The organism is Candidatus Pelagibacter sp. Uisw_101, assembly GCF_047727615.1.
Taxonomy (GTDB): Bacteria; Pseudomonadota; Alphaproteobacteria; order Pelagibacterales; family Pelagibacteraceae; genus Pelagibacter.
The window spans coordinates 277,020-302,760 of the sequence record NZ_CP159821.1 but is presented as its reverse complement, the minus strand read 5'-3'; the positions used below and the strand labels follow the sequence as shown (position 1 = coordinate 302,760).

Sequence of the window (25,741 nt, the reverse complement as noted above, 5' to 3'; positions counted from 1 at the left end):
TATATGAAAAAGAAAATTTTAATATTTTTATTTGTTTTAATATGCGTACAAGCTCAATCAATTGAAACAAAAATAATTCATAATATTCAAAATGAAATTATAACTAACATTGATATTAAAAATGAATTTAAATATCTTGTAGCTCTTAATAATTCTTTAAAAGAACTAGATGAAGAAAAAATATTAAATATTTCTAACGAGTCAGCAATCCGAGAAAAGATAAAAAAAATTGAAATATCAAAAAATTTTAAAGAAATAAAATTAAATGAAGACTATTCTGAACTTCTATTAAAAAATATTTACTCAAGGCTAAATCTAAAATCAATAGATGAATTTGAAATCTATTTAAAAAGTTATGATTTAAAAATAAGTGATATTAAAGCAAAAATTACTATTGATGCTTTATGGAATGAACTAATTACAAAAAAATATTCTTCTAAAGTTGTTATTAATGAGGCAGCAATAAAAAAAGAACTTTTAAGAAATAGCAAAATTCAATCAAAAGAATATCAATTATCTGAGATTATCTTTGAAGTTGAAAACAAAAAAGAGATCCAAAAAAAATATAAAGAAGTAGTTAAAAGCATAAATGAAATAGGTTTTGAAAATAGTGCTGCAACGTATAGTTTTTCTGAATTGGCTAAAATTGGTGGTGATATTGGTTGGATCAATGAAAATTCACTTAATAATAATATTAAAAAAAATATAAGCAGCTTAAAAGTGGGAGAGTTTACAAAACCTATAATTTTATCAAATGGTATATTGATATTAAAATTAATAAATACAAAAAATTCTGAAACTACTATTAATATTGAAAATGAATTAAAAAAAGCAATTAACTATGAACGTAACAGGCAGTTGAATCAATATTCAAAAATTTATTATAACAAGATTAAAAAGAATCTAGATTTTAATGGGTAAAGAACCAATAATAATAGTAGGTGGTGAGCCCAACAGTGTTTTTTTAGAAATTTTTTTTAAAAGTTTAAAAACTAATTCTTATAAGTCACCTTTAATAATTATTATTTCTAAAAAATTACTTCAAGAACAGATGAAAAAATTAGATTTTGATTTCAGAATAAATGATATTAATAAAGAGTTAAAAGATTTCTCTAAATTGACTAATAAAGAAATTAATTTAATTAATGTTGATTATAAATTTAAAAAATGCTTTGAAAAAATTACCAGTAAATCAAATAAGTACATAGATGAAACTTTTAAAATTGCTTTAAATTTTATGAAGCAAAATAATTTATCAAAATTTATTAATGGTCCTGTTTCAAAAAAGTCTTTTTTAAAAGGAAAAACTTTAGGTATTACTGAATATCTTGCAAAGAAAATGAAAAAAAAGCATATTGCAATGTTAATATTTAATAAAAATTTATCTGTTAGTCCTCTTACAACCCATCTTGCGTTAAAAGATGTACATAAAAAAATAACAAAACAAAAAATATATATTCAGGTTAATCTGATTAATAAATTTTATAAAACAAAATTTAATAAGCTGCCAAGGGTAGCAATAACTGGTTTAAACCCTCATTGTGAAAGTAATTTTCAAAATTCTGAAGAAGATAAAATAATAATTCCAGCTATTAAGAAATTACGATTAAAAAATAATAAAATAAATGGTCCATTTCCAGCTGACACTATTTTTACAAAACCATTATCAAATAAATATGACGTAATTATTGGTATGTATCATGATCAAGTACTTTCTCCTATGAAGGCTTTATTTAATTTTGATGCAATTAATATTACTTTAGGTCTGCCATTTACTCGCATCTCTCCAGATCATGGTCCAAATTATCCTATGTTGGGTAAAAATTTATCTAATCCAAAAAGCTTAATTCAAGCCTTAAAGTTTTTGGACAAATAAATGTTCATAAAAGCAAAAAAAAGTCTTGGACAAAACTTCTTAATAGATAGAGAGGTGCTTGAAAAAATTGTATCTATAACGGATATAGCCAACAAAGAAGTCTTGGAAATAGGACCAGGTAGCGGAAATTTAACTACATATATTTTAAAACAAAAACCAAAGAAACTCTATGTTGTGGAAAAAGATGATGATTTAGCCATATTGCTAAAAGAAAAGTTTGATACTGAAATTGAAATCATCAATGATGATATCTTAAAAGTATCTGAAAGTAATATCTCGGAGCAAAAACTATCTGTCTTTGGTAATTTACCTTATAATATATCAACAGAAATTCTATCTAAATGGATTCTTAATATTGGTTCAAATTTTTGGTTCGAAAGTCTCGTTTTAATGTTCCAAAAAGAAGTTGCTGATAGAATTATATCTGAATTTAATAACTCTAATTATGGCAGACTATCAATTTTATCTAGCTGGAAATTGAGTGTAAAAAAAATATTAGACATTAAGCCACAAAGCTTTTCACCAAGACCTAAAATAGATAGTTCTTTACTATTATTTACCCCAAGAGAAAATTTTTTTAAATTAAAGGACCCTAAAAACCTTGAAAAAATTACTAGAATATTTTTCAGCCAAAGAAGAAAAATGTTAAAAAAACCCTTCAATCAAGTTTTTGATAATGGAAAAGAAGTTGCAGAAAAATTTGGTATTGATCTTAATCTTAGACCTCAAAACCTTGAGCCAGAAGTATATTTTAAACTTGTAAAAGAATATGAAGACTTAAGAGGTTAGCTTTTCAACATGTTTTCTAATGAAATCTTTATCATAGTCTTTTGAACCATTGTTGACTTCAGCATCAATTAAACTGCTAATTTTAGAATAACATTCCTCCAGATTGTCATTAATAATTACGTAATCATAATTAATCCAATGCAAAACATCTCTACTAAATTCTTTCATGCGCTCTTCTACTATTAGTTTATCTTTCATGTCTCTATTTGATAGTCTTTCAAATAGTATTCCTTTGCTAGGAGGTAGAATAAAAAAAGTAATTAATTTATAATTTAATTTTTTATTCTTGATTTGATCAGCTCCCTGCCAATCAATGTCAAATATTACATTTTCACTTTTTTCTAATTTTTCAATAACAGGTGTTCTAGTTGTTCCATAAAGATGGTTAAATACTTTTGCGTATTCTAAGAATTCTTCATTCTTTATTAAACTTTCAAATTTATCATGATCAACAAAGTAGTAATCTTTGTCTGCAATTTCGTTAAGTCTTGGTTTTCTTGTAGTGTGTGAAATTGAAATATGAAAATTTTTTTTTTTAGAAAGAAGTTTTACTAATGTTGTTTTACCTGCCCCAGATGGGGATGATAAAATTACCATTATCCCATCTTTATTTATGGACATCTAATTTCTAGTTTGCTTTGCCCGCTATGAAGTTAACAGCATCCCCTACAGTAAGAATTTTTTCAGCTTCACTGTCCGAAATTTCTGAACCAAATTCTTCTTCAAAAGCCATTACTAATTCAACTGTATCTAAACTATCTGCTCCAAGATCATCTATGAAGCTTGAATCATCTAATACTTTAGCTTCATCAATACCTAAGTGATCTGCTACAATTTTTTTAACCTTGCTTGAAATATCTTCTGACATAATGTTCCTTTTTGTTATATTTCGTTAATAGTTCAAAAAGTAGGTTTGTCAACCCAAATACATGCCACCATTAACATGTAATGTTTCTCCATTGATATAGTCTGACTGATCAGAACTTAAGAAATTAACTGCATTAGCTATATCTTCAGGTTTACCCAGTCTATTAGATGGAATTTTAGCAATTATTGTTTCTTTAAATTTCTCATCTATTTGGTCAGTCATAGCAGTACTTATAAATCCTGGTGATATACAATTAACATTAATATTTTTCCTAGCATACTCTATTGCTAAACTTTTTGACATTGCAACTATTCCTGCTTTAGATGCTGTGTAGTTTGCTTGTCCTGCATTACCAGTATGTCCAACAATTGAGGTTATATTGATAATTTTTCCAGATTTATTTTTTAGCATTTTTTTTATTGAATATTTGCACATTAAGAATGTTGAGGTTAAATTAATATTTATCACTTTTGACCACTCTTCTAAGCTCATTCTAATAGTTAGATTGTCTTTTGTAATACCTGCATTATTAACAATGCAATCTAATGAACCACCTAATTCCTTTGTTGCATTTTCTATAAATTCTTCAATTTTATCGTGTTGAGAAATATCAAATTTAAGTATCTTTATATTGTTAAATTTTTCTTTTAACTCTTCTAGCTTTTCCATTCTTGTGCCAGTAGCTAAAATATTTGCACTATTTTGACTTAACTTTTCAACTATAGAATTACCAATTCCACCTGAAGCACCTGTTACTATAATATTTTTATCTTTTAAACTACTCATTGATATTAATTAACTTTATATCCTCTTCTGAATTTATTGCACTAACTTTAACATTTCTGTCAATTCTTTTTATTAATCCTGATAAAACTTTACCGGGTCCTATTTCTATAAACTCTGTAACACCCTTCTCAATCATCAATAAAACACTTTCACGCCAACGAACACTGTTTTCAATTTGTTTAACTAATAATTCTTTTAGTTCATTTGAATTAGATATCTCTTTTCCTGTTACATTTGAAATAAGGGTATTTTTAGGTTCATTAAAATTTAATTTTGCTATTTCTTCTTTCATCACAAGTGTTGCATTATTCATTAATTTACAATGAAACGGAGCGCTAACTGGTAGTTTAATATTTTTAATATTTGAAGCCTTCAAATCAACCATAATTTTCTCCAGGTCTTCAATTTTCCCACTCAATACAATTTGGCCTATAGAATTATCGTTTGCAATAAAGCATTCATATTTATCTTTATTTTCGTCAATAATTTTTTTTATTATTTCAATTTCAGAACCCAAAACTGCAACCATTCCACCCACTCCTTTTGGAACAGAGTTTTGCATCGCATTACCTCTAATTTTTAATATTTTTAAAGTATCTGAAAATGATAATGAACCAGCAGCAGTTAATGCAGAGTACTCTCCTAAAGAATGCCCTGCATAAAATTTTGCTTTATCTAAATCAATTTTAAACTCTTCTTTGATTAATTTGAATATTGAATAACTGAGTAAAAATATAGCTGGCTGAGTATTTTCAGTTAAGTCTAATTCTTCTTTAGGGCCGTTTAAGATAAGGTTTGATAATGAGAAACCAAGTGTATCATCTGCTTCCTTGAATAGATCTTGAACTAAGCTATATTTAGCATACAGGTCTTTACCCATACCTACCAATTGTGAGCCTTGACCTGGAAAAATAACAGAAAACATTTAATTATCTAAAATTTATTATGGTTTTAAGTGTTGTAATTCAATAATTATAATAGTATATCCTCACTTTTTATTAAAGAACAATTATGAATTTATACGAACACACAATAGTTGCTAGACAAGATACAAGCCCAGCTCAGGTTAAGCAATTAACTGAGAAATATTCTAAAATAGTTGAAAAAAACGAAGGAGAAATAGTACAAACTGAAGATTGGGGTTTGCTAAATTTAGCTTACATTATTAAAAAGAATAAAAAAGGCATCTATATGCACTTTAAGATTAAAGGTCCTGGAAAAATTATTGATGAATTAGAAAAAAATGAAGCAATTGATAAAAATCTTCTAAGATATATGACTGTTAAGGTTAAAAAATTTAATTTAGAAGCTAAATATTTTTCAAAAAAAGATGAGTACGAAAAAAAAGAATATAGAAAAGAATATAATAGAGACTAATTATGCCATCAAAAAAAAGAGCAGGAAATAAAAAAAAAGGTAGTCAAAGTAACTTTGCGAAATTAAGTATTTTTCAACCTAATAAATACAAATTTAAAAAGACTTGCCCTTTATCTGCTAAGGGTGCTCCAGAAGTTGATTATAAAAACATTAGATTGTTAAAAAAATATATGTCTGAAAATGGTAAAATTTTACCATCAAGAATTACAAATGTTTCACAAAAAAAACAAAGAGAGCTTTCTCTATCTATCAAGAGAGCTAGAAATTTAGCGTTAATTTAATGAAAGTTATACTTTTAGAAAATTTAAGAAGAATTGGATCTATTGGAGAAATCATAGATGTAAAAAGAGGTTTTGCTAGAAACTTCTTAATATCAAATAAAAAAGCTCTTTACGCTTCAAAAGAAAATATTGCAGAAGTTGAAAAGATTAAATCTGAGTTAAGTAAAAAAGATACTGAAAAGAAAAAAGAAGCTCAAAAAATTTCTGAACAAATTAATAATAAAGAATACGAAATTAAAAAATTAAGCACTGAAAATAAAGAACTTTATGGATCAGTTAAACCAACTGAAATTTCAAAACTAATATTAGAAAATAACAAGCTAGATATTAAACCTTCAATGATACAGCCAATAACTGAAATTAAGTCTATTGGTAAATTTAAGGTAAAAATTATTCTACACTCTGAAGTAGATTCTGAAATTACTATTAATGTAGTTACAGCTGATACTATTCAATAATTATACAATTTTTTCCCCAGCGTATATTTGTTATTTTTTTAAATCCTAATTGAGATAAGATTTGTTCATGGAAAACAACCTCAGTATAGTTAAAGATACATTTAAAGAGCTGCCTAATAATATTGAAGCTGAACAGGCAGTAATTGGATCAATCTTAGTTCAAAACGAAACGTTTGATGAGATAAATACCATCGTTTCTAGCATTAACTTTTATGACCCCATGCATCAAAGTATTTTTTCGGCAATTGAAAGTCTAATTTACAAAGGGATGCTTGCAAACCCAATAACCTTAAAAAATTATTTTGAAAATGAAAAGGACGAATTAAATGTTCCTGAGTATTTAGTAAAAGTTACAAAATTTTCTACTCCTCCAAGACAAGCAATAGAATATTCGCGAATTATTTATGATATGTTTGTTAGAAGAGAGTTGATTAAGATATCTGAAAATACCATTGATGCTGCAAAATTAAATGCACTTGATGTTAATGGTCAAAATATAATTGAAAATTCAGAAAGATTATTATTTGATCTTGCTGAAAAAGGATCTTTCAATTCATCTCTTGTTAAATTTGATGAAGCGATGAAACAAACTATTGAGATGGCTTCAGCTGCTTATCAAAATGATGAAGGAATTGTTGGTGTGCCAACAGGTCTAAGAGATTTAGATGATAGATTGGGAGGACTTCATAACTCAGATTTGATTATTATTGCTGGTCGTCCTTCAATGGGTAAAACTGCTTTAGCAACAAATATAGCTTTTAATGCCGCTCAAAAATTACAAGAAAAAGGAAAAAAATCTGCAGTTGCTTTCTTTTCACTTGAGATGTCTTCTGAACAATTATCAACTAGAATTTTAGCTGAACAATCTAGAATTAAATCAAATGACATTAGAAGAGGAAGAATTTCCGATGAACAATTTGATAAATTTATTGAAACATCAAAAAACATATCTGAACTTCCTTTGTATATTGATGAGACTCCAGCTATCAGTATTGCTGCTATGAGTAACAGGGCAAGACGTATCAAAAGGTTATTTGGTTTAGATTTGATTGTTGTAGATTACATTCAATTGATGAGAGGATCAGGAAATAATAGAGATGGTAGAGTTCAAGAAATTTCTGAAATTACTCAAGGCCTTAAAGCAATGGCAAAAGAACTTAAACTTCCAGTGATTGCTCTATCACAGCTATCAAGAGCAGTAGAGCAAAGAGATGACCACAAACCTCAGTTATCAGATTTAAGAGAATCTGGGTCGATTGAGCAAGATGCTGATGTTGTAATGTTTGTATACAGAGAGGCATATTACTTAGAGAGAAAAGAACCTAGACCTGCAACAGTTGAACACGCTGAATGGCAAGCAAAAATGAATGAAGTTTCAAATCTAGCAGAACTTATTATTGGAAAACAAAGACACGGTCCAACTGGTAATGTTATGGTAGAATTTGAAGCAATGTTTACTAAATTTAAAGATACTCAAATTAACTAATATCCAATATATTAGTTATGAATGCTGTCTTTATTTTATCAAAATATTGTTTTAAAAAATCCTAAATCAATTTTTGTACTACTATTAATTACCCTTTTAAGTTTTGGGTATTTTTCAAAAGATTTTAGGCTAGATGCCTCATCTGATACTCTATTAATTGAAGGTGATCCTGATCTTGAATATTTAAAAGAAATTACTGAAAGATATGGTTCTAAAGAATTTTTAGTCTTAACCTATTCTCCTAATGAGGGAATGATAACAGAATCTTCTATTAATAATCTTTTAAGTTTAAAATATAAAATCCAAAGTTTAGATTGGGTTCATAGCGTAATTACACTACTTGATATCCCTTTATTGAGTAATTCAGAAGCACCTCTTCAAGAAAGATTAGAAAGCTTTAAAACTTTAAAAGATGAGGGTGTAGATACTGAAAGAGGATTTATAGAAATATTAAATAGTCCAGTTTTTAGAAATTTTGTAATAAGCGAAGATGGTAAAACAAGTGGCATAATTGTTTATATAAAAAAAGACGAACTAAAAGATATTCAAAATAAATCAGTTCAAGAGATTGAAGATTATAAAGATACTTTAAAAAAGAAAAATCACGAAAATATCACTCAGATAAGAGAGATCATTAAAAGCTATGGAGATGTTGGAAAAATATACCTTGGGGGTATTCCAATGATCACAGATGACATGATGTCATTTATTAAAAGTGATATTATTGTTTTTGGTCTAGGAGTTCTTTTATTTATTATTGCTACTCTATGGTTTATATTTAGAAAGCTAATTTGGATTATTGTTCCAATTAGTAGTTGTTTTTTTTCAGTTTTAATTATGACAGGTCTACTTGGCCTTTTAGGTTGGAAGGTTACCGTTATATCCTCAAACTTTATTGCTCTAATGTTAATTCTAACTATGGCAATGAATATTCATATGAGTACCCGATTTCTACAATTAAGAGAAGATTTTCCAAATTTAGATAATTTGAAAATTATTACAATGACAACTAGTAAGATGTTTTGGCCTATCATTTACACAGTTCTTACAACCATATGTGCTTTTCTATCTTTAGTATTTAGTGGTATTAAACCTATTATTGATTTTGGATGGATGATGACTTTAGGATTGATAACTTCTTTTATAATTACATTTACTTTGCTCCCTACTCTATTGAGTTTTATGTCCAACAATAAAGTGAAGGTTAAAGAAGATGCAGATTCTAAAATTACTTCTTTTTTTTGTAAAATTTCTATTAACAATAAAAGTATAATTTTTTTAGTAACAGGTTTCGTTGTTGCCTTAAGTGTTGTTGGAATAAGCAAACTTGAAGTTGAAAATAGTTTTATAAATTATTTTAATAAGAATACTGAAATCTATAAAGGGATGAAACTTATTGATGAAAAACTGGGTGGTACTACACCTTTAGAAGTTATATTGAAATTTCCTAAAAAAAATGAGGAAAAAGATAATGAAAATAATAGTCTTTTGGACAAAGCAATAGATGCATTTGAAGATTGGGGAGATGAGGATAGTAAAGATGATGAAAAATATTGGTTTACAAAAGATAAGATTAAAAGAATTCAAGATGTCCATAATTATCTAGATAGTCTTCCTGCTGTTGGAAAAGTTTTATCATTTAGTTCAATTATTGAGGTTGCTACACAGTTAAATAACAACAAACCCCTTGGAACCTTAGAAATGGGTGTTCTTTATTCAAAAATTCCAGAAAGTATAAAAAAAGATATTATAGATCCCTATATATCCATAAAAGATAATGAAGCTAGAATAAGTCTTAGAATTATTGACTCACAGGATGGTTTAAGAAGAAATGATTTAATAAACCAAATAAATTATGACCTTAAAAATAAACTAAATCTTAGCAAGGAAGAATTTAAACTAGCTGGTGTTTTAATTTTATTTAATAATTTACTCCAAAGTCTTTTTAAATCTCAAATACTCACATTAGGTTTAGTTATGGTTGGAATTTTTGCCATGTTTATGATTTTATTTAGAAATTTTAAACTATCTCTTATCGGTATTATTCCTAATTTTATTGCAGCTTTCTTTATATTGGGGATTATCGGTCTACTTGAAATACCCCTTGATATGATGACTATTACTATTGCTGCAATTACTATCGGGATAGCAGTAGATAATAGTATTCACTACATTTATAGATTTAAAGAAGAGTTTTTAAAAAATAAAGACTATAACAAAACACTAAAAGTTTGCCACTCAACAGTAGGTGTTGCAATACTAAATACTTCAATAACTATTGTCTTTGGTTTTTCAATTCTTGTTTTTTCTAAATTTATACCAACAATTTACTTTGGTATGTTTACTGGTTTGGCCATGCTGCTAGCAATGATTTCTGTATTAACTTTACTGCCCTCTCTTATTCTAATAAGTAAACCATTCGGAAAATAAATTCATTATGCTTGAAGCTTTAAAAGATTTTTATCAAGCGGTGTCTTTAATAGATTTAATATTTTTAATCATTACAGTTTTTTCAGTTATCAAGTGTTACAGCAAAGGTTTTGTTTTAAGTTTATTGTCAGCTTCTAAATGGTTATTGGCTTATGTTGTAACTTTAATTCTTTTTCCAAAAGCTAAGCCTTATTTTAAAGACATAATTGATAGTGAGTATGTCTTGGATATTGCGCTAGGCATAACTATTTTTGTTTTAGTGGTCTTTATTATTCTAATTGCAAACAAAGCTATTAGTAAGACGGTAAAATTTGTTGGACTAGGAAGACTCGATTCCTTATTTGGGTTATTTTTTGGATTTATTCGAAGTTATGTAATCTGTATTTGTTTATTTTCAGCTATAGATATTGTGTATAATTATAGTAAATGGCCAATTAATACTGATAAATCATACACCTTTCCATACATAGAAAAAGGTAGTAATTATCTGTTGAAAGAGTTCCCAAATGAAAAAAACTATCAAGATTCTAAAGAAAAAATTGAAGAACTATAATCCAAAACTTAAAGAAGAATGTGGTGTATTTGGTATAAGCAATAGTGATGATGCTGCTGCCCTAACTGCCTTGGGTCTTCATGCACTTCAACACAGAGGTCAAGAAGGTTGTGGGATTGTATCATTTGATGGAGAAAAATATCATTCAGAAAAAAGATTTGGTTTGGTTGGAGATAACTTTAACAAAGAAAAAGTATTAAAAAATTTACTTGGGAAATATGCTATTGGTCATAACAGGTATAGTACTACTGGTGAAAATACCTTAAGAAATATCCAACCTTTCTTTGCAGATACTAATGCAGGTGGTATTGGTGTTGCACATAATGGAAATTTAACTAATTCAGTTACGCTTAGAAATAAGTTAGTTGAAGATGGTGCAATTTTTTACACAACATCAGATACTGAAACAATTGTTCAATTAATTGCAAAATCAAAAAGAAACAACACAGTTGATAAGGTTATTGATGCAATATTTCAAATTCAAGGTGGCTACGCACTGGTTATGCTTACACAAAGTACGTTAATAGGTGTTAGGGACCCATATGGAATACGGCCTTTAATTATTGGTAAAATAAAAGACAGTTACGTTTTAGCTTCTGAAACATGCGCTCTAGATATTATAGGAGCTAAGTACGTAAGAGATGTAGAGAATGGTGAAATTGTTTTGATTGAAAACAATGAGTTAAAAAGTTTTAAACCCTTCCCCGCAAGAAAAGTTAGACCTTGCGTTTTTGAATATATTTATTTTGCAAGACCAGATAGTTTATTAGATGGAAAATCAGCTTATGAACATAGAAAAAATTTTGGGGTAGAGCTTGCTAAAGAAAATAAAATTGATGCAGATATAGTTGTTCCTGTACCAGACTCAGGAAATGCAGCAGCACTTGGTTTTGCTCAACATTTAGGAATTAACTTTGAATTAGGTTTAATTAGAAATCATTATGTTGGAAGAACTTTTATAGAACCCAGTCAAAAGATTAGAAGTTTGGGGGTTAAATTAAAATTAAATGCTAATCAGTCTACAATTAAAGATAAAAGAATTATTTTGATAGATGACTCACTTGTCAGGGGAACAACTTCACATAAAATTGTTAAAATGCTTTATGACGCTGGTGCAAAAGAGGTTCATGTTAAAATTGCCTGTCCAGAAATTAGATATCCAGACTTTTATGGGGTTGATACACCAACTAAAAAGGAGCTACTTGCGGCAAACAAAACAAATGAAGAAATTTGTGAATATATAGGTGCTAAATCTTTAGATTTTTTATCACTTGAGGGGTTATATAGAGCTATAGGATTTGAAAAACGTAATGACACGTACCCTCAATTAACTGATCATTATTTTACAGGTGAGTACCCTGTTAAGCCTATAGACGAACTGGGTGATGATAAAATTACTCAATTATCATTGCTAAGTACTGCTTCAAATAACTAAAGTAATTATTAAATAATTCTCATAAAAAAGAGCTAAACATAAAGACTTTAAAATGAACATTAAACCCTTATATATAAATTAATGATCACCCACAAAGAGCACATAATCAAATATTTTGAATCTGGAATTAAAGATACTAAAAATTTTAAGATTGGTATTGAGCACGAAAAGTTTTTATTTGATGAAAAAACAAACAAAAGAGTAGATTACCCTACTGTCCTTAAAATGTTTTCACTACTTAGTGAATTTGGATGGAAGCCAATAATGGAAAAAGAAAATATTATTGGATTACAGAAAAAAGGGAAAAGTATTACCCTTGAGCCAGGAAATCAGATTGAATTATCAGGTGATAAGTTAAATAATATTCATGAAGCTTGTGCTGAATCTCACGATTATTTATTTGAGTTGCAACAAGTAACAAAAAAATTAAATTTAAAAATTGTTAGTGCAGGTTTTGATCCTATCTCAAGTCTTAAAGAAGTTCCAAATAATCCAAAGCAAAGATATCAAGTAATGACTAAAGATATGCCTAATGGCGGTTCTTTGAGCTTAGACATGATGTATAGAACTTGCGGTACACAACTTAATTTAGATTACGATTCTGAAAAAGATTTTATTAAAAAATTTAAGATAATAAATTCTATTGTGCCTATATCTATTGCGCTATTTGCAAATTCTTCGATAGTTGAAAAACAAAACAGTGGTTATAGTTCTTATCGATCTAAAGTTTGGCAAGAGACATCAAGAGGTGGTTTGCCTGAGGTATTTTTTGATAATATAGATTTTGAAAAATATGCAGATTTTTCAATAAACTTTCCTTTATTATTTATTCAAAACGAAAAAGAATATTTATCAGGAAGCAATTATTCATTTTCAGATTTCATGAATGGAAAAATTAATGAAGTTAATAACAGGCTTCCAACTGAAGACGATTTAACTACTCACTTAAGTACAATTTTTACAGAAAATAGACTTAAGAAATATATAGAATTAAGATCAATGGACACTTGTGGTTGGGATTGTTTATGTTCAGGACCTGCTTTTAATACTGGAATTTTATATGGCAACTTAGATGAGGCTTACGAATTAATTTCTAAGTGGGATAAAAATAAAATAATTAATGCTTATCTGGAGGCACCAAAAAAGGGTTTTAATACTGAGTTAATGGGAAAAGATCTATTACATTGGTCATCATTGCTACTGGGTATTTCAAGAAAAGGATTATTAAACAGAGATATTTTGAATAAATCTAATGATAATGAAGTGAAATTTTTAAATCATCTAGATAAACTAATTGATAACAAGTCAACAAACGCAGATCATATGATAGATAAATTTTCTAAGAATGAAAATTTAAACGATTTATATGACAAATAAGATAGTTGCAATTCAAGGTGATCATCCTTCAAAACTAAAACCTCTAACTGACACCAGTATATTCCTAGCCATTGAAGCTCAAAGGTTAAAATATAAGATTTTTTATTATGAGCCTAAAGACCTTTCAATAATCAACGATAAAGTCATAGCTAACGGATATTACATAGAGTTTAATTATTCAGATAAACGTTTTTTTCAAATATTACATCAGCAGAAACTAGAACTTACTAAATGTAAGTATATTTTGATACGTCAAGATCCTCCTTTTAATTTAGAATACATTTCAACAACCTACATATTAGATAAGATAAAAAATAAAGTTAAAATTATTAACAATCCAACATCTATTAGAAATATCTCTGAGAAACTATATTCAGCATCTTTTCAAAAATATATGCCAGATACAATTTTCACAAAAGATATGAATGAAATTAATAAATTTTTTTCAAAAAACAAACAAATGATTATAAAACCTATTCACAGCTTTAGCGGAAATGATATTCACTTATTTCAAAATAAGATAAATACTAAATTAATTACAAGCTTTATAAAAAAACATGGACATATTATGTGCCAAAAGTTTTTACCTAAAATTAAGTTTGGAGATAAAAGGGTTTTTATAATTAATGGTAAAGTTTGTGGTGCCATCTCTAGAGTTCCAAAGAAGGGATCTTTTTTAAGCAACATGAGTAAAGGAGCTATACCTATTTCTGTTAAATTAACAAAAAAAGAAAATAAAATTTCAAATATAATTGGTAAAAATCTTAAAAAAAATGACATCTACTTTTCTGGGATTGATTTTATTGATCAAAAACTAAATGGAGATATTAACGTAACTTCTCCTACAGGATTAAAGTCTTTTTATGATCTTACAAATATTAATCTTGCAAAAGTATTTTGGAAAGGATTAAGAGCTTGAACAATTTATCTGAACAACAAAAAGGGTCTTTACTCGCATTTGTTGCAGTAATGTTTATTACACCTGATAGTTTATTTATAAGGCTCGCTAATGTTGATACTTGGGGACTTGTTTTTTATCGAGGCCTTATTCCCTTCATCACTGTATTTTTAGGAATGTTATTAATTTATAAATTAAATTTCTTTAAAATGCTATTTTCAAGTGGCTATCATGGTTTACTTTATATTGGTACTTTTTCTGTAACCAATATTACTTTTGTTGTTTCAATACAAAATACCAATGTTGCAAATACATTGGTTATGATTGCAATGGCTCCTATGCTATCTGCTATACTTGGGGCAATATTCTTAAAAGAATTACCTGATAGAAAAACATGGATTACAATATTTGTAACTTTTACGGCTGCTATTTATATATTCTACGATTCAATACAATTAGGTAATTTTTTTGGAGATATATTAGGCTTAATAACTGCCCTAGGTTTAGCTGTTGGTGCAGTTACTATTAGATCTGCAAAAGATAAAAACTTAATTCCAGCAGCTGTTGTTGGAAAGTTAATTGTAGCTATGTTTGCGCTTCTATTTATTGAAAGTTTTGCACTAGTGGGTAGTGACCTAATTATTGTTCCTTTAATGTGTGTTATGTGTGTTGCTATACCTTTTGTACTAGTCACCATAGCTCCAAGATTCATACCCGCAGCTGAAGTGAACCTATTCTTCTTATTAGAGACTATAATTGGTCCTATTTGGGTATGGCTGATTATTAAGGAACAACCTAGTCCTGAAACTATGCAAGGTGGTGCCGTTATCATCACGGCTATCGCAATCCACTCATTTATCAAATTAAAGAATTCCTGATTTTATCAAAATTAAGACTTGATTTACATTTAGATCGCAAATAAGTACGGTCAATTTTATGAATAAAGTTTTAAAGAATTCTTGGGCATTGTTTTTAGGTATGGGCTTTTTAATGATGGCCTATGGATTTCAAAGTTCACTCCTAGGTGTAAGAGCTGTTAAAGAAGAGTTCAGTCTTGCAGCAACTGGATTTATGATGTCTGGGTATTTTGTTGGATACTTTATTGGTGCCTCAACAATTCCCAATCTTATATCAAGAGTTGGTCATATCAGAGTGTTTGCAGCTTTTGCATCCTTAGCATCTTTAATTATTTTGATTCATTCTGTTTTTATTAATCCTTATGTTTGGTTTTTTTTAAGAGTTTTAACCGGAATAAGTATGGTTTGTATTTATACTGTTGCTGAAAGCTGGTTAAATGACAGGTCAACTAATAAAAATAGAGGAAGTGTTTTATCGATTTATATGGTTATTTTATATGGATCAATGGGTGTAGGAATGTTTCTATTGAACTTTAGTAGACCTGAAAATTATCAACCTTTTATATTAGTTTCAATTATTACGTCTGTTGCCCTTATACCTATTCTCTTAACTAAAAAAAAACCACCTACATTTAAAAAGATTAAAGGGATGCCTTTAAAAGAACTTTATGAAACTTCACCATTTGGAATGGTAAGTGCTCTTTTTTATGGAACAATCCAGTCAGCACTATTTACATTGTTAGCAGTATATGCGGCATCAATGAATTTTACTATTTTTCAAATATCACTTGTAACTTTTCTTTTAGCAATTTCTGGTGCTATCTCTCAGTATCCTATTGGAAAGCTTTCTGACAAATATGATAGGAGAAAAGTAATAGTCATCTCAACTTTTGGCGCTTCTATTTTTGCTTTACTTGCTATTGTATCATCAGGTCAAATGTACTTACCAGGTGAACTTGCCACAAGCAAAGTGTGGTTTTTTATCTTTTTAATTTTATTTTCAATTTGTAGCTTACCAATGTTCTCTTTGATTTGTGCACATACTAATGATTATATACCAAAAGAAAAATTTGTAGCAGCTGGAGCTGGTATACAGTTTACATTTGGCTTGGGCGCTATGAGCGGTCCATTCCTTTGTTCAATATTTATGAATATTGTTGGCTCTAATGGTTTTTTTGTATTTTTACTTTTCTTTCATGCTTTAATAGGTGTGTTTGGTGTCTATAGAATGAGAGTTAGACAAACAGTTGAAAACCCAGACTCTCAGTTCGTTGCTATGCCTTCATCTATTACACCTGCTGGAATTGAATTAAGCCCAACAACAGAACCTATTGATGAACCAAAAAAACCTGAAGAGGTTCAACCAGTTACAAATCTTTAAGCATATTGGCCTGCCACATACCCAGAAGACCAAGCCCATTGAAAATTATAACCACCTAAATGGCCAGTAACATCTACAACTTCTCCAATAAAAAATAATCCAGGATGTTTATTGGACATCATTGTTTTAGAAGAAATTTCTTCAGTATCAATACCACCCAAAGTAACTTCTGCAGTTCTATAACCTTCAGTTCCGGTTGGATTTATCGCCCAAGCATTTATAGAATTACTCAAACTAGTTAATACCTTTTTAGATAATTCGCATATATTTCCATTAACTTTATTTTCATTACAGATTATATGAGCTAATCGTTTAGGAAGGATTTCTGAAACTATATTATTTATATCATGTTTAGGATTAGAAGTTTTTCTATCATTTAAAAATTTATCTACATCTAGTTTTGGTGATAAGTTAACTTTGATATCATCTCCCATTTTCCAGTAAGAAGAGATTTGCAATATAGAAGGTCCACTCAAACCTCTATGAGTAAACAACATTCCTTCCTCAAAAAAAGTCTTTTTAAACGAAACAACTGCTTCAACAGATAACCCTGTAAGTTCTTTACATATTGCAAGTATTTTTTCACTAAAGGTTAAAGGAACTAATGCAGGTAATGTTTCAATAACTTTTAAATTAAATTTTTGAGCAATATCATAGCCAAATTTACTTGCTCCAATTTTTGGAATAGATAGACCACCTGTTGCAATGATTAAAGATTCACAAAAATATTTATCATCACCAACAACTATAAAATATTTATTATCTTTTTTATCAATATCATTAATTGTTGTATCTTTTTTTAAAACTACATTTGCCATCTCACACTCTAAAAGTAACATAACTATAATTTGTTGAGCACTTTCATCACAAAAGAGTTGTCCTAATTTTTTTTCATGAAATTTGATATTGTGTTTCTTTATTAAATCTATGAAGTTATTTTGTGTGTATTGTTTTAAAGCTGATATTACAAATTTTGGATTGCTTGATATAAACTTACTGGGGTGAGTATGTATGTTTGTAAAATTACATCTTCCACCACCCGATATTCTAATTTTTTCTCCTATCTTTTTTGCATGATCAACTAAAAGTACTTTTCTTCCACGTTTACCAGCTTCTATAGCACTCATCATACCGGCAGCGCCTGCACCTACCACAATAACATCAAATTTTTCTGTCATAATTAAATATAAAACAAAGATTAAGTGCGACGTATTTTTTTATATACAAAATATAAAGGAATTCCTAAAAACCATAAAACTAATAATTTTTGAAAAATATTGAGTGATAAGTAAAGACTGCCAAAATTAAAATCCCAATCAAAAAATTTAAATGACCACTCTAAAAATTCTATTGTAAAACCTAGAAATATAGAGGTAATAAGTCCACAAAAAGCTATAACTGGTATACTATTAATTATTTCTTTAGTAATTTTATTCATTTAAAAATTATTAGTAATGAGGTGGTTTTTTATCTTCTTTATTAATACTGGACTCAATTCCACCGTCTAGTTCTTCAATTCTCTTATTAAAATTTGAAATTTCTTTTTTTAAATTCATTATTTCTTTTTGTTGAGAATAAAGCTCATTACTCATTTGAGACATTTCTTGCTGTAGAAAAGTAATCTGCTCTTCTAACTTTTTAACTAAGTTTTCCATTAATCATAACTTATTGCTTCTTACAAAGTAAATCAATTGGTCAATCCTAGTAATTTTTGTTAAAGTAATAATATTGCTAATAGAGATTGTTCTAATTAAAAAATACATTATTATATAGAATATTAAAAATTATGCCTTCATTTGATGTAATAAGTAAAATAAATTATCCAGAATTTGATAATGCTCTTGCTAATTGTTTAAGAGAAATTGGAAACCGATATGATTTTAAGGGACTTAAAATTTCAATTGAAAGAAAAGATAAGATTATCACCACATTAGCGCCAGATGAATTAAAATTAAAACAAGTAAATGAATTACTACAAATTCATCTTATAAGAAGAAAAGTAGATCCAAGAGTAATAGCTATTAAAAATTCAGAAAGTGCTGCAGGTACAACTATTAGACAAGTTAGTGAATTAGAGGAAGGTATTAGTCAAGAAAATGCTAAAAAAATTATTACTGATATAAAAAAACTAAAACTTAAAATCCAGATTAAAATTCAAGGAGAAGAATTAAGAGCTGAAGGGAAAAAAAGAGATGATCTTCAAGAAGCAATAGCTGCAATAGAAGCCATTGATATTGGTCTTCCAATAGAATTTGTAAACTTTAGAGATTAATCTCACTTTGATGAATAAAGAAAACACAAATAAACTGTGGAGATTAATTCAGGAAGCTGGTGACTATTTACGGAGTTAGAGGAACACACTAGCTCACACTACCTTACACTAGTTATGCGGGCTATTTAACTTTCCTAAGAAATAAATTACTCACAGACTCATCAATTAAAGCAACAAACTAGATCATAGACTGGATCATTTAAGGATAAAACAAATGGTCAGTTTTAGAGTTTTTTGATAACATTTTTAATGAGAAAAATAATTCAATTTGTATTTTTAATCATTTTTTTTTTTGATTTTGCTAATGCAAATATTGTTGAAGAACTTACTACTTTAAATAATCTTTATAAGGAAGGGGCAATTACAAAAGAAGAATTTTCTAGCGCTAAATCAATACTATTACAAACGAAAGATAAAGAAGGTAATAAAAAAAAAATAGAAATAGTTAAAAAAAAGAAAATAAAAAAAAAAGAAAAGGTCAAAGATAAAACCATAGAGATTACTAATGATAAAAATAATGAAGATTTAACAAAAACCTATATATCTTTGAAAGAATTTAGTGAACTAGGAACATATAAAAAAATAAAAGAATATCCTGATGGACTTTTTAGAATAACAGGCTCTTCTGAGTCCATGGCAAAAGAGGCTATGATGAAAATGTACGAAACCTTTGTGCAAAAACCTAAATTGATGGAAAAATATCCAGAAAATATGATGAAAGCTATGGCTTATTTTGAAATATTTTATAATTACCAATTAAAAGATAAAAAAAAATCCCTAGAGAAATTTAAAAAAAATTACCCTGAATTATCTTGGAAAACAAAAAAAGATGTAAAATCTTTATATTCATTAAATGTTGCAAAAAAATCAATGAGAAATTCCTTGTCACTCAATATGGATAATAGTTTAGAAGAATCTCTTGCTAGGTATGTTTTTATGCATGATTTCTTACAACCAGCTAAGAAAATTACACACCAACTTTCTAATGGTGAAAAAAAATTAAAAAAATTTAGTACAAAGTTTAAACAAAATTATGGAAAATTAAAAAAAACATTAGAAACTAAAAGTGAAATGAGAATTGATAATAAAGATTTCAAAAAAGAATTAAAAAAAAATATCAAAGAAACAAAAAAAGCTCTAAAAATCATTACAAGTTTAGATCAAGAAACAGATAAATTTTACATTTCTATAAATGATTTATTTGAACAATCACTTGAAGTTTTAAAAAAATGTGACCCCAACTGTTCAAATAAACAATTAAAAACAGTAATTAATACAATTAATTTTAACGAAGCTTTAATAAAAGAATTAGAACCAAGCTTTATTAAAAAAAGGTATTCACAAAATATGAACAATTTAGATTTAAATGGTCTATCTGATGAAGAAAAATCAACGCTATTATTAATTTCATTAAAGAATAAATTTAAAAAGAAAAAAGATAAACTAAAGCTTGAAAAAACTTCATTAAGTTTAGAAAATTCTGGATTTGATATTAGTCAAACTTTAGATCAAATTGAAGACAATGGTTTTAAAATGAAGTCGGTTTCTATGTCTTTTGATGATGTTGATGATATGAAAAGATGGACGATGAAAGACTGGGCTAATTCATGGAGAGGTGAATTACCATCAGAAATTTCAGATAAATCTGGAAATTTAATTGAATTCACAACAGAAAATATTCAAGATATTAAAGCTCAACTTGCTTACAACTCATTCAATACCCTGATTGATACGCAATCATTAAAGGACACTGTTAATGAAAGTATCGATGAAAGTATCAAAGAAATTGTTAATGAAATATCTAAAGGTGGTGGATTCAATATTGATGAATTTCTAAATCAAGATTTTAGCATCACTTTAGATAATTATAGTCAATTAGTTGGAAGTTCTTTTGGAATTGAATTAAATAATTTTGACGAGTTAACTAATGTAGTAAACGATTTATATGGAAGTGATATGACCTCAACAGAGTATGCTGATCATTGGCAAACTTCTCAATACTTGGATAGTACTTCAACTTGGGGAGACGTAACAATGGGGGTTGACTTAATAAATCAGCTTGGTTCATTTGATGCGGCAAGTGTAGCAAGAGAATTAGGAACAAGCTTACAAACAGTTGCTGACAGCATTGCTCAAGCAGCTACAGTTGGAATTGCAACAGATTTAGAGGCTGCAGCCCAAGGATTGGGTTATTCAAGTTTTGCTGATGCTGTAGCAGCTTACAATGCGGAACATGGAACTAGTTATACTGAAGAATCTGCAAGAGATGCATTAGGACAATAATAATTATAGGATTTTATAGGATAACTTGTAATAGACTTGTAACGAAAGAGATAAAACAAGAAAAGTGAATGTGTGAACAAAGAAAACGCAAGTAAACTCTGGAAAATTATTCAGGAAGCTGGCGATTATTTACTGGGTCAGTTACCAAGCCATCCAAATCACCCTAAAGGAAGAAACCCCTACGCCCATGTTGCTCTTTGTGTCAAAGAGAAGTTTGGCAACTCTTATAAAGATATTCCTGATGAAAAGTTTCAAGAAGTTGTTGATTACATTAACTTTTTGAAAGAGAACCCAAGTTAAGCAAGAGAACATTTTGTTCCAACCCGGAAATGTTACTGGTTTGTTATTGGTTTTATTCTAGATAATCCTATAACCCAGAACCAATATCGTTGAAAATAGTTTTTTCATTATACTGATTTTTCTTTTTTATCTTTATCGATTTAACTTAATGATTATCTTTTTTTATATTGTAAGCTTTTAAAGCTTGTTGATCATCAAATAATTTCATTCCACTCATTTGATCCCAGTAACTAAACTTGCATCCTGATCCACCGTTTGTATAATTCCATTTACCATTTCTTAAATCAGAGGCTTGCTTTTCTCTAGCTTTCACTAATTTTGGGTGGTTGTATTTTCCCCATTTATTAAGACAAATAAGTTTAAATGGATCATAAGGATCTTTTGAAGTTGGAGTTAAATAAACGGAGTCTATCAGTTGAGGACATCCCTCTTCTTCATGAATATAAGTTTTTCCCAAAGCAAGTCCATGTCCTAATTGATTATTTTGATCTCTATTTTTCCAATGTGCATTTGTATTTGACATTCCTGGAACACAATTAAAACCTCCCCCTTGAGCATGATGTAGTTCGTGCAGAGTAATCTTTATTACTTGTTGCTTTGAGTTATTATGCTTAGATCCAAGATAAGTTGATCCCATATGTACTCCCGCTTCACCACCGTCAACACTTTTCATATCAGCAAACGTGTAATATATTTTTTTAGGATTATTAAATTTATTCATCCATAAAAATGGAGCTATGTTTTGATTTCTATATTTGTGCAAATCTTTTAAATTTTTTGAAAGTCTAACAAAAGTGATATCTAAATTTCCATCTTTTCTATAATCAAATTTATATTTTTGCCCTTCACCCTTGGATTTTTTTGCAGTTTCACGTAGCATAATTTTATTCATCTCAATTAAATATTTTTGCATTTTACCATTTATGTCCCATTCACGATCTTTACCATCTTGGGATATTAAATAAATAAAGTGTATTTGATAATCATCATTAACATCAGGTTGATCTTTAAAAAATCTTCCTCTTTTCATATCTAATTCTTTTTGTTTTTCTAATAACTTTTTTGCATCAGCTATTTTAGTTTTTGCTATGGTTGATGCTTTAGCCTTGTCGTATTTCCAAACAATTTCATCATTAACTGCATACAAATAACATTCTTTACCCGTATGTTTCCTGGCATATTTCGTACATTGTTTATATGTTTTCTTATGGAGTTTTTCTAAATCTTTACCTTTATTAACTGCCCAGGAATAATTTTCATAATCACAGCTGGCATAGAGAACACTATTTTCATTTTTTTTTGATAATTTTTTTAAATGTTTTTTTATAAATTTTTTGTTTACCGATTTAAGACCTCTATCACACCCTGCAATAGACGTTATTCCTGGTTCATTAATACCTGCATAAGCATTCCCACTCAACAACAAAGCCAGAACTATAACGCCTAAAATCTTTTTCATTAACCAAAACCCTACCAAACCTTAAATCAGGTGTCTAGGTGATGGAATGATGGTTAATGAGCACTCGGAAAATTGTCTAGTTTTTTTCTAAGTTTCTTCGATTAAATAGTTTTGTATGCTAAGTTTTGATTTGCTTTTGATGAAGAAACTTTAGCAGCACCCGTATACCCATTATAAGCAACAACCCCTACTGCAGCAAGAATACCGATGATAGCTACAACAACTAGGAGTTCTATTAGGGTGAATGCTTTTTGTTTAACCATTATCTAGTACAACTGCTCCCTGAAACTGTATCTGTTTTAACTATACCATTTCCATTTGAATCAATATCGTATGTTGTGCTAATGACAAAACAACATGTTCCTTCACAATTCAATTGTTTTAATTTCGCATTAGCAATCGCAACACGTTCTATTGAGACATGTCCTAAAGTATGACAACAAATAAAGTATGGTGATAGTTTTCCAGTAAGTTCCATTGGTCTATATTTTACTTCAAGATCTTGTCCTTTAGGTAATATCGTACTAGACCAAACTCCATACAAATTGGTATTATAAGGATTTCTAAAATTACTATTCAAAATAAAATATTGTATAAGAGGAGTGATTAAACCATTGGCATAATCACAAGTGTAGTTTATCCAATAATTATTTTTATTAAAGTATCCTTGTTTCTGATCAATTTCACATAATGATAAAACTGACTGTGTATATTTTACAGCAACTGAGTGTTGATGTAATGTAGCTTTTATCTTGGCTGCTTTAGTATATCCGTTATAAGCAACCACCCCTACTGCAGCGAGGATGCCGATGATCGCTACTACGACTAGGAGTTCTATTAAAGTGAAACCATTACGCTTCATTTAACTTCCAACTTTCGGAAACGATGTTTGTACATAATCATTTGTACCAGTTCCATATCTTGAAGCACATTGTCCTGACTGATTGTCTCTTCCATTTCCTGGCCACCAGCAATGCATATTACCATTCCATTTCACAGGAGGAACCCCCATAAAATTTTGATAGGCATCACTTTTGTTAATACAATTGTTGCTAAGTGGACAGCCTTCAATTCCATAAGCATTTTTCCAATTTTTTGTTTGTTGAATATAATTTGTAATATTATCAAAAACTCCTTTTGCATAAAATTGACTAATCCTAGCACATGAAAGCATTGTGTTTTTATATGCATATGTTTCATTGTTAGTTACTGCTTCAACTTCTAAGCCTATTTCACATTTCATCATTTCAGATGCTATGTAACTAGAAATTTGTTTATGACTTTGTTTAATTTGAGCAACTTTTGCAGCCCCCGTATACCCATTATAAGCAACCACACCTACAGCAGCGAGAATACCGATGATGGCTACTACGACTAAAAGTTCTATAAGGGTGAAGGCTTTATGGTTCATATTTTTTAAAGTTAAGGTTTAATCTGCTTATAGGAGCCGCTAGATCCTGGAGTAATTTTTTTATAACCAGCGCTAGTGTTAGCAGTGATTTGTTTATAGCAAGCATTTGCAGTAGCTGTGATTGTTTTATAACCAGTGCTAGTGTTAGCAGTGATGGTTTTATAGGTTGTAGAACCAGAAACTTTTATTGGCGTCCAAGTTGTTCCAATTGTATGTGTTGCAATGTTTTTTGACGAACTAATAAAACTGCTAACTGAATAATTTCCTTTAGATGGGGTTGAAATTGAAACTGTGCCTTGATTGCAAGGATTTGAGTTTATTAAAGATGATCCATAGGGGTTTTTAATTTTTAATGTACCTGTAATATAATTTCCAATTAAATTTGCTGATGGTGCATTACTATTACTGCAACTATGATTATTAAAGATTAATTTACTACTATCTAGTTCACAGTTCATAAATTCTAGTACTAAAGCTTTATTAATATTGTTAAAATTTGACTCTGTAACTTTTTCTTTAGCACTTTTAGTATATCCATTATAAGCAACAACTCCTACTGCAGCAAGAATACCTATGATGGCTACAACGACTAGGAGTTCTATTAGGGTAAAGGCTTTGGTTTTCATTCTGTTAAAACTATTTGTTTTTTTATTGGTGAACCACTCGTTTCAATACAAGTCTCTATAAAAAAATTCATTTTCCAGTTACTATTTTGATTAATATCTACCCAACCAGTTCCAACGTGATGGGCACCTTGTCCACCATAATTTCCAGGCCATCTACCACTTTCATAGCATCCATTTATACTAGTTCCAAAATTAATTGCTGGGAGTTGTAAATCATAAACATTTTTTATCTTTGCATCAAAAATTGTTTTTACGGCTTTTTGTACTTTTGGTACATTTCCATTTGGATAAATTAGATCTGAACAACTAACTAAACTTGATCCATTATGTTTCATTATACTTAATGATGAATCAAGCTCACATTTGAAAGTCTCTGCTTGCATATATTTAATAATTAACTCATGATTTGCTTTTGTGGTATTCTTCTTAGCAGCTCCTGTATATCCATTATAAGCAACCACACCCACTGCAGCAAGAATACCGATGATTGCGACAACGACTAGGAGCTCTATTAATGTAAAACCATTTTTTTTCATCA

Annotated in this window: 30 protein-coding genes; 17 read left to right on the top strand and 13 right to left on the bottom strand. The window is 28.8% G+C overall.

Annotated features, from left to right (window positions below; all coding sequences use genetic code 11):
- Positions 1-3: 3 nt before the first annotated feature.
- From ABXT48_RS01590 to rsmA, 3 genes are read left to right on the top strand one after another with little or no spacing between them, the layout of a single operon-like run.
- Positions 4-921 (top strand): peptidylprolyl isomerase, encoded by a 918-nt coding sequence (locus tag ABXT48_RS01590; RefSeq protein ID WP_415303080.1) that lies wholly within the window; start codon positions 4-6, stop codon positions 919-921.
- The gene (locus ABXT48_RS01585; protein WP_415286739.1) at positions 914-1,876 is read left to right on the top strand and encodes a 4-hydroxythreonine-4-phosphate dehydrogenase PdxA; all 963 of its coding nucleotides are present in this window, start codon (positions 914-916) and stop codon (positions 1,874-1,876) included. Before ABXT48_RS01590 ends, ABXT48_RS01585 begins: the two co-directional genes overlap by 8 nt.
- The gene (gene rsmA / locus ABXT48_RS01580; protein ID WP_415286738.1) at positions 1,877-2,665 is read left to right on the top strand and encodes a 16S rRNA (adenine(1518)-N(6)/adenine(1519)-N(6))-dimethyltransferase RsmA; all 789 of its coding nucleotides are present in this window, start codon (positions 1,877-1,879) and stop codon (positions 2,663-2,665) included. It begins immediately after the preceding gene.
- Here the strand turns inward: rsmA and gmk are convergent.
- Genes gmk through fabD form a run of 4 tightly spaced genes read right to left on the bottom strand, consistent with a single transcriptional unit; the run spans position 2,654 to position 5,244 of the window.
- Positions 2,654-3,286, bottom strand: a complete 633-nt coding sequence (gene gmk, locus ABXT48_RS01575) for a guanylate kinase (protein WP_415286737.1) — start codon at positions 3,284-3,286, stop codon at positions 2,654-2,656. The two genes, rsmA and gmk, sit on opposite strands and share 12 nt — an antisense overlap.
- A 7-nt stretch (positions 3,287-3,293) precedes the next feature.
- Positions 3,294-3,533: an acyl carrier protein gene (locus ABXT48_RS01570; RefSeq protein WP_006997205.1), complete on the bottom strand. Its 240-nt coding sequence runs from the start codon at positions 3,531-3,533 to the stop codon at positions 3,294-3,296.
- Positions 3,534-3,581: 48 nt separating this feature from the next.
- On the bottom strand, positions 3,582-4,319 hold the full coding sequence (fabG, locus tag ABXT48_RS01565) for a 3-oxoacyl-[acyl-carrier-protein] reductase (protein ID WP_415286736.1): 738 nt from the start codon (positions 4,317-4,319) through the stop codon (positions 3,582-3,584).
- Positions 4,312-5,244 (bottom strand): ACP S-malonyltransferase, encoded by a 933-nt coding sequence (gene fabD / locus ABXT48_RS01560; RefSeq protein WP_415303078.1) that lies wholly within the window; start codon positions 5,242-5,244, stop codon positions 4,312-4,314. Before fabD ends, fabG begins: the two co-directional genes overlap by 8 nt.
- An 86-nt stretch (positions 5,245-5,330) precedes the next feature.
- Between fabD and rpsF the strand changes: the two genes are divergently transcribed.
- The 11 genes from rpsF (at position 5,331) to ABXT48_RS01505 (ending at position 16,852) form a co-directional block, all read left to right on the top strand.
- Positions 5,331-5,696, top strand: a complete 366-nt coding sequence (rpsF, locus tag ABXT48_RS01555; protein ID WP_415286734.1) for a 30S ribosomal protein S6 — start codon at positions 5,331-5,333, stop codon at positions 5,694-5,696.
- 2 nt (positions 5,697-5,698) lie between these two features.
- Positions 5,699-5,977: a 30S ribosomal protein S18 gene (gene rpsR / locus ABXT48_RS01550; RefSeq protein ID WP_006997209.1), complete on the top strand. Its 279-nt coding sequence runs from the start codon at positions 5,699-5,701 to the stop codon at positions 5,975-5,977.
- Positions 5,977-6,435 carry a 50S ribosomal protein L9 gene (rplI, locus tag ABXT48_RS01545; protein ID WP_415286733.1) on the top strand — a complete coding sequence of 153 codons (459 nt, stop codon included), beginning with the start codon at positions 5,977-5,979 and terminating at the stop codon, positions 6,433-6,435. The genes rpsR and rplI overlap by 1 nt, the downstream gene beginning before the upstream one ends.
- 67 nt (positions 6,436-6,502) lie before the next feature.
- Positions 6,503-7,921: a replicative DNA helicase gene (locus ABXT48_RS01540; RefSeq protein WP_415286732.1), complete on the top strand. Its 1,419-nt coding sequence runs from the start codon at positions 6,503-6,505 to the stop codon at positions 7,919-7,921.
- Between the two features lie 21 nt (positions 7,922-7,942).
- Positions 7,943-10,351, top strand: a complete 2,409-nt coding sequence (locus tag ABXT48_RS01535; RefSeq protein ID WP_415303076.1) for an efflux RND transporter permease subunit — start codon at positions 7,943-7,945, stop codon at positions 10,349-10,351.
- Between the two features lie 7 nt (positions 10,352-10,358).
- Positions 10,359-10,904, top strand: a complete 546-nt coding sequence (locus tag ABXT48_RS01530; RefSeq protein ID WP_415286730.1) for a CvpA family protein — start codon at positions 10,359-10,361, stop codon at positions 10,902-10,904.
- Positions 10,858-12,339 carry an amidophosphoribosyltransferase gene (purF, locus tag ABXT48_RS01525; RefSeq protein WP_415286729.1) on the top strand — a complete coding sequence of 494 codons (1,482 nt, stop codon included), beginning with the start codon at positions 10,858-10,860 and terminating at the stop codon, positions 12,337-12,339. The genes ABXT48_RS01530 and purF overlap by 47 nt, the downstream gene beginning before the upstream one ends.
- A gap of 81 nt (positions 12,340-12,420) precedes the next feature.
- Positions 12,421-13,716, top strand: coding sequence for a glutamate--cysteine ligase (locus tag ABXT48_RS01520; RefSeq protein ID WP_415286728.1), 1,296 nt, complete (start codon positions 12,421-12,423; stop codon positions 13,714-13,716).
- Complete coding sequence (gshB, locus tag ABXT48_RS01515) at positions 13,706-14,635, top strand: glutathione synthase (protein ID WP_415286727.1); 930 nt, start codon at positions 13,706-13,708, stop codon at positions 14,633-14,635. The genes ABXT48_RS01520 and gshB overlap by 11 nt, the downstream gene beginning before the upstream one ends.
- The gene (locus ABXT48_RS01510; protein ID WP_415286726.1) at positions 14,632-15,492 is read left to right on the top strand and encodes a DMT family transporter; all 861 of its coding nucleotides are present in this window, start codon (positions 14,632-14,634) and stop codon (positions 15,490-15,492) included. The genes gshB and ABXT48_RS01510 overlap by 4 nt, the downstream gene beginning before the upstream one ends.
- A gap of 58 nt (positions 15,493-15,550) precedes the next feature.
- Entirely contained in the window at positions 15,551-16,852 is a 1,302-nt protein-coding gene (locus tag ABXT48_RS01505; RefSeq protein WP_415286725.1) for an MFS transporter, read from the top strand.
- Here the strand turns inward: ABXT48_RS01505 and ABXT48_RS01500 are convergent.
- The 3 genes from ABXT48_RS01500 to ABXT48_RS01490 are packed head-to-tail and all read right to left on the bottom strand — an operon-like array spanning position 16,849 to position 18,507.
- Positions 16,849-18,030, bottom strand: a complete 1,182-nt coding sequence (locus ABXT48_RS01500) for an NAD(P)/FAD-dependent oxidoreductase (protein WP_415286724.1) — start codon at positions 18,028-18,030, stop codon at positions 16,849-16,851. The two genes, ABXT48_RS01505 and ABXT48_RS01500, sit on opposite strands and share 4 nt — an antisense overlap.
- Before the next feature lie 20 nt (positions 18,031-18,050).
- Positions 18,051-18,290 (bottom strand): hypothetical protein, encoded by a 240-nt coding sequence (locus tag ABXT48_RS01495; protein WP_415286723.1) that lies wholly within the window; start codon positions 18,288-18,290, stop codon positions 18,051-18,053.
- A 10-nt stretch (positions 18,291-18,300) separates the two neighbouring features.
- Positions 18,301-18,507, bottom strand: a complete 207-nt coding sequence (locus ABXT48_RS01490; protein WP_415278607.1) for a SlyX family protein — start codon at positions 18,505-18,507, stop codon at positions 18,301-18,303.
- A gap of 131 nt (positions 18,508-18,638) precedes the next feature.
- Between ABXT48_RS01490 and ABXT48_RS01485 the strand changes: the two genes are divergently transcribed.
- From ABXT48_RS01485 to ABXT48_RS01475, 3 genes are all read left to right on the top strand, one after another.
- The gene (locus ABXT48_RS01485; RefSeq protein WP_415286722.1) at positions 18,639-19,124 is read left to right on the top strand and encodes a YajQ family cyclic di-GMP-binding protein; all 486 of its coding nucleotides are present in this window, start codon (positions 18,639-18,641) and stop codon (positions 19,122-19,124) included.
- Between the two features lie 249 nt (positions 19,125-19,373).
- A complete protein-coding gene (locus tag ABXT48_RS01480) occupies positions 19,374-21,407 on the top strand; it encodes an SHOCT domain-containing protein (protein ID WP_415286721.1) in 2,034 nt (677 codons plus the stop codon).
- Between the two features lie 72 nt (positions 21,408-21,479).
- Positions 21,480-21,707: a hypothetical protein gene (locus ABXT48_RS01475; protein WP_415272123.1), complete on the top strand. Its 228-nt coding sequence runs from the start codon at positions 21,480-21,482 to the stop codon at positions 21,705-21,707.
- Between the two features lie 145 nt (positions 21,708-21,852).
- On the opposite strand, the gene ABXT48_RS01470 is transcribed toward ABXT48_RS01475, so the two are convergent.
- The 6 genes from ABXT48_RS01470 to ABXT48_RS01445 form a co-directional block, all read right to left on the bottom strand.
- Positions 21,853-23,166 carry a hypothetical protein gene (locus ABXT48_RS01470; protein ID WP_415303075.1) on the bottom strand — a complete coding sequence of 438 codons (1,314 nt, stop codon included), beginning with the start codon at positions 23,164-23,166 and terminating at the stop codon, positions 21,853-21,855.
- Between the two features lie 101 nt (positions 23,167-23,267).
- The gene (locus ABXT48_RS01465; RefSeq protein ID WP_415303073.1) at positions 23,268-23,429 is read right to left on the bottom strand and encodes a type IV pilin protein; all 162 of its coding nucleotides are present in this window, start codon (positions 23,427-23,429) and stop codon (positions 23,268-23,270) included.
- Positions 23,429-24,028 carry a pilin gene (locus ABXT48_RS01460; RefSeq protein ID WP_415303072.1) on the bottom strand — a complete coding sequence of 200 codons (600 nt, stop codon included), beginning with the start codon at positions 24,026-24,028 and terminating at the stop codon, positions 23,429-23,431. Before ABXT48_RS01460 ends, ABXT48_RS01465 begins: the two co-directional genes overlap by 1 nt.
- On the bottom strand, positions 24,029-24,577 hold the full coding sequence (locus tag ABXT48_RS01455; protein ID WP_415286719.1) for a type II secretion system protein: 549 nt from the start codon (positions 24,575-24,577) through the stop codon (positions 24,029-24,031).
- Positions 24,578-24,588: 11 nt separating this feature from the next.
- Positions 24,589-25,203, bottom strand: coding sequence for a type II secretion system protein (locus tag ABXT48_RS01450; RefSeq protein ID WP_415303070.1), 615 nt, complete (start codon positions 25,201-25,203; stop codon positions 24,589-24,591).
- Positions 25,200-25,739, bottom strand: coding sequence for a type IV pilin protein (locus tag ABXT48_RS01445; protein ID WP_415287123.1), 540 nt, complete (start codon positions 25,737-25,739; stop codon positions 25,200-25,202). The genes ABXT48_RS01450 and ABXT48_RS01445 overlap by 4 nt, the downstream gene beginning before the upstream one ends.
- Between the last annotated feature and the right edge of the window lie 2 nt (positions 25,740-25,741).

Excerpts from the sequence above, each read along its gene's own strand:
- ABXT48_RS01535 (WP_415303076.1), top strand. The coding sequence starts at position 7,943 with ATGCTGTCTTTATTTTATCAAAATATTGTTTTAAAAAATCCTAAATCA.
- ABXT48_RS01485 (WP_415286722.1), top strand. The coding sequence starts at position 18,639 with ATGCCTTCATTTGATGTAATAAGTAAAATAAATTATCCAGAATTTGAT.
- ABXT48_RS01590 (WP_415303080.1), top strand. The coding sequence starts at position 4 with ATGAAAAAGAAAATTTTAATATTTTTATTTGTTTTAATATGCGTACAA.
- rpsR (WP_006997209.1), top strand. The coding sequence starts at position 5,699 with ATGCCATCAAAAAAAAGAGCAGGAAATAAAAAAAAAGGTAGTCAAAGT.
- ABXT48_RS01445 (WP_415287123.1), bottom strand. The coding sequence starts at position 25,739 with ATGAAAAAAAATGGTTTTACATTAATAGAGCTCCTAGTCGTTGTCGCA.
- fabG (WP_415286736.1), bottom strand. The coding sequence starts at position 4,319 with ATGAGTAGTTTAAAAGATAAAAATATTATAGTAACAGGTGCTTCAGGT.
- purF (WP_415286729.1), top strand. The coding sequence starts at position 10,858 with ATGAAAAAAACTATCAAGATTCTAAAGAAAAAATTGAAGAACTATAAT.
- ABXT48_RS01585 (WP_415286739.1), top strand. The coding sequence starts at position 914 with ATGGGTAAAGAACCAATAATAATAGTAGGTGGTGAGCCCAACAGTGTT.
- ABXT48_RS01490 (WP_415278607.1), bottom strand. The coding sequence starts at position 18,507 with ATGGAAAACTTAGTTAAAAAGTTAGAAGAGCAGATTACTTTTCTACAG.
- rsmA (WP_415286738.1), top strand. The coding sequence starts at position 1,877 with ATGTTCATAAAAGCAAAAAAAAGTCTTGGACAAAACTTCTTAATAGAT.
- ABXT48_RS01450 (WP_415303070.1), bottom strand. The coding sequence starts at position 25,203 with ATGAAAACCAAAGCCTTTACCCTAATAGAACTCCTAGTCGTTGTAGCC.
- gmk (WP_415286737.1), bottom strand. The coding sequence starts at position 3,286 with ATGTCCATAAATAAAGATGGGATAATGGTAATTTTATCATCCCCATCT.
- ABXT48_RS01570 (WP_006997205.1), bottom strand. The coding sequence starts at position 3,533 with ATGTCAGAAGATATTTCAAGCAAGGTTAAAAAAATTGTAGCAGATCAC.
- rpsF (WP_415286734.1), top strand. The coding sequence starts at position 5,331 with ATGAATTTATACGAACACACAATAGTTGCTAGACAAGATACAAGCCCA.
- ABXT48_RS01505 (WP_415286725.1), top strand. The coding sequence starts at position 15,551 with ATGAATAAAGTTTTAAAGAATTCTTGGGCATTGTTTTTAGGTATGGGC.
- fabD (WP_415303078.1), bottom strand. The coding sequence starts at position 5,244 with ATGTTTTCTGTTATTTTTCCAGGTCAAGGCTCACAATTGGTAGGTATG.
- ABXT48_RS01530 (WP_415286730.1), top strand. The coding sequence starts at position 10,359 with ATGCTTGAAGCTTTAAAAGATTTTTATCAAGCGGTGTCTTTAATAGAT.
- ABXT48_RS01495 (WP_415286723.1), bottom strand. The coding sequence starts at position 18,290 with ATGAATAAAATTACTAAAGAAATAATTAATAGTATACCAGTTATAGCT.
- rplI (WP_415286733.1), top strand. The coding sequence starts at position 5,977 with ATGAAAGTTATACTTTTAGAAAATTTAAGAAGAATTGGATCTATTGGA.
- ABXT48_RS01455 (WP_415286719.1), bottom strand. The coding sequence starts at position 24,577 with ATGAACCATAAAGCCTTCACCCTTATAGAACTTTTAGTCGTAGTAGCC.
- ABXT48_RS01540 (WP_415286732.1), top strand. The coding sequence starts at position 6,503 with ATGGAAAACAACCTCAGTATAGTTAAAGATACATTTAAAGAGCTGCCT.
- ABXT48_RS01520 (WP_415286728.1), top strand. The coding sequence starts at position 12,421 with ATGATCACCCACAAAGAGCACATAATCAAATATTTTGAATCTGGAATT.
- gshB (WP_415286727.1), top strand. The coding sequence starts at position 13,706 with ATGACAAATAAGATAGTTGCAATTCAAGGTGATCATCCTTCAAAACTA.
- ABXT48_RS01460 (WP_415303072.1), bottom strand. The coding sequence starts at position 24,028 with ATGAAGCGTAATGGTTTCACTTTAATAGAACTCCTAGTCGTAGTAGCG.
- ABXT48_RS01480 (WP_415286721.1), top strand. The coding sequence starts at position 19,374 with ATGAGAAAAATAATTCAATTTGTATTTTTAATCATTTTTTTTTTTGAT.
- ABXT48_RS01500 (WP_415286724.1), bottom strand. The coding sequence starts at position 18,030 with ATGACAGAAAAATTTGATGTTATTGTGGTAGGTGCAGGCGCTGCCGGT.
- ABXT48_RS01465 (WP_415303073.1), bottom strand. The coding sequence starts at position 23,429 with ATGGTTAAACAAAAAGCATTCACCCTAATAGAACTCCTAGTTGTTGTA.
- ABXT48_RS01470 (WP_415303075.1), bottom strand. The coding sequence starts at position 23,166 with ATGAAAAAGATTTTAGGCGTTATAGTTCTGGCTTTGTTGTTGAGTGGG.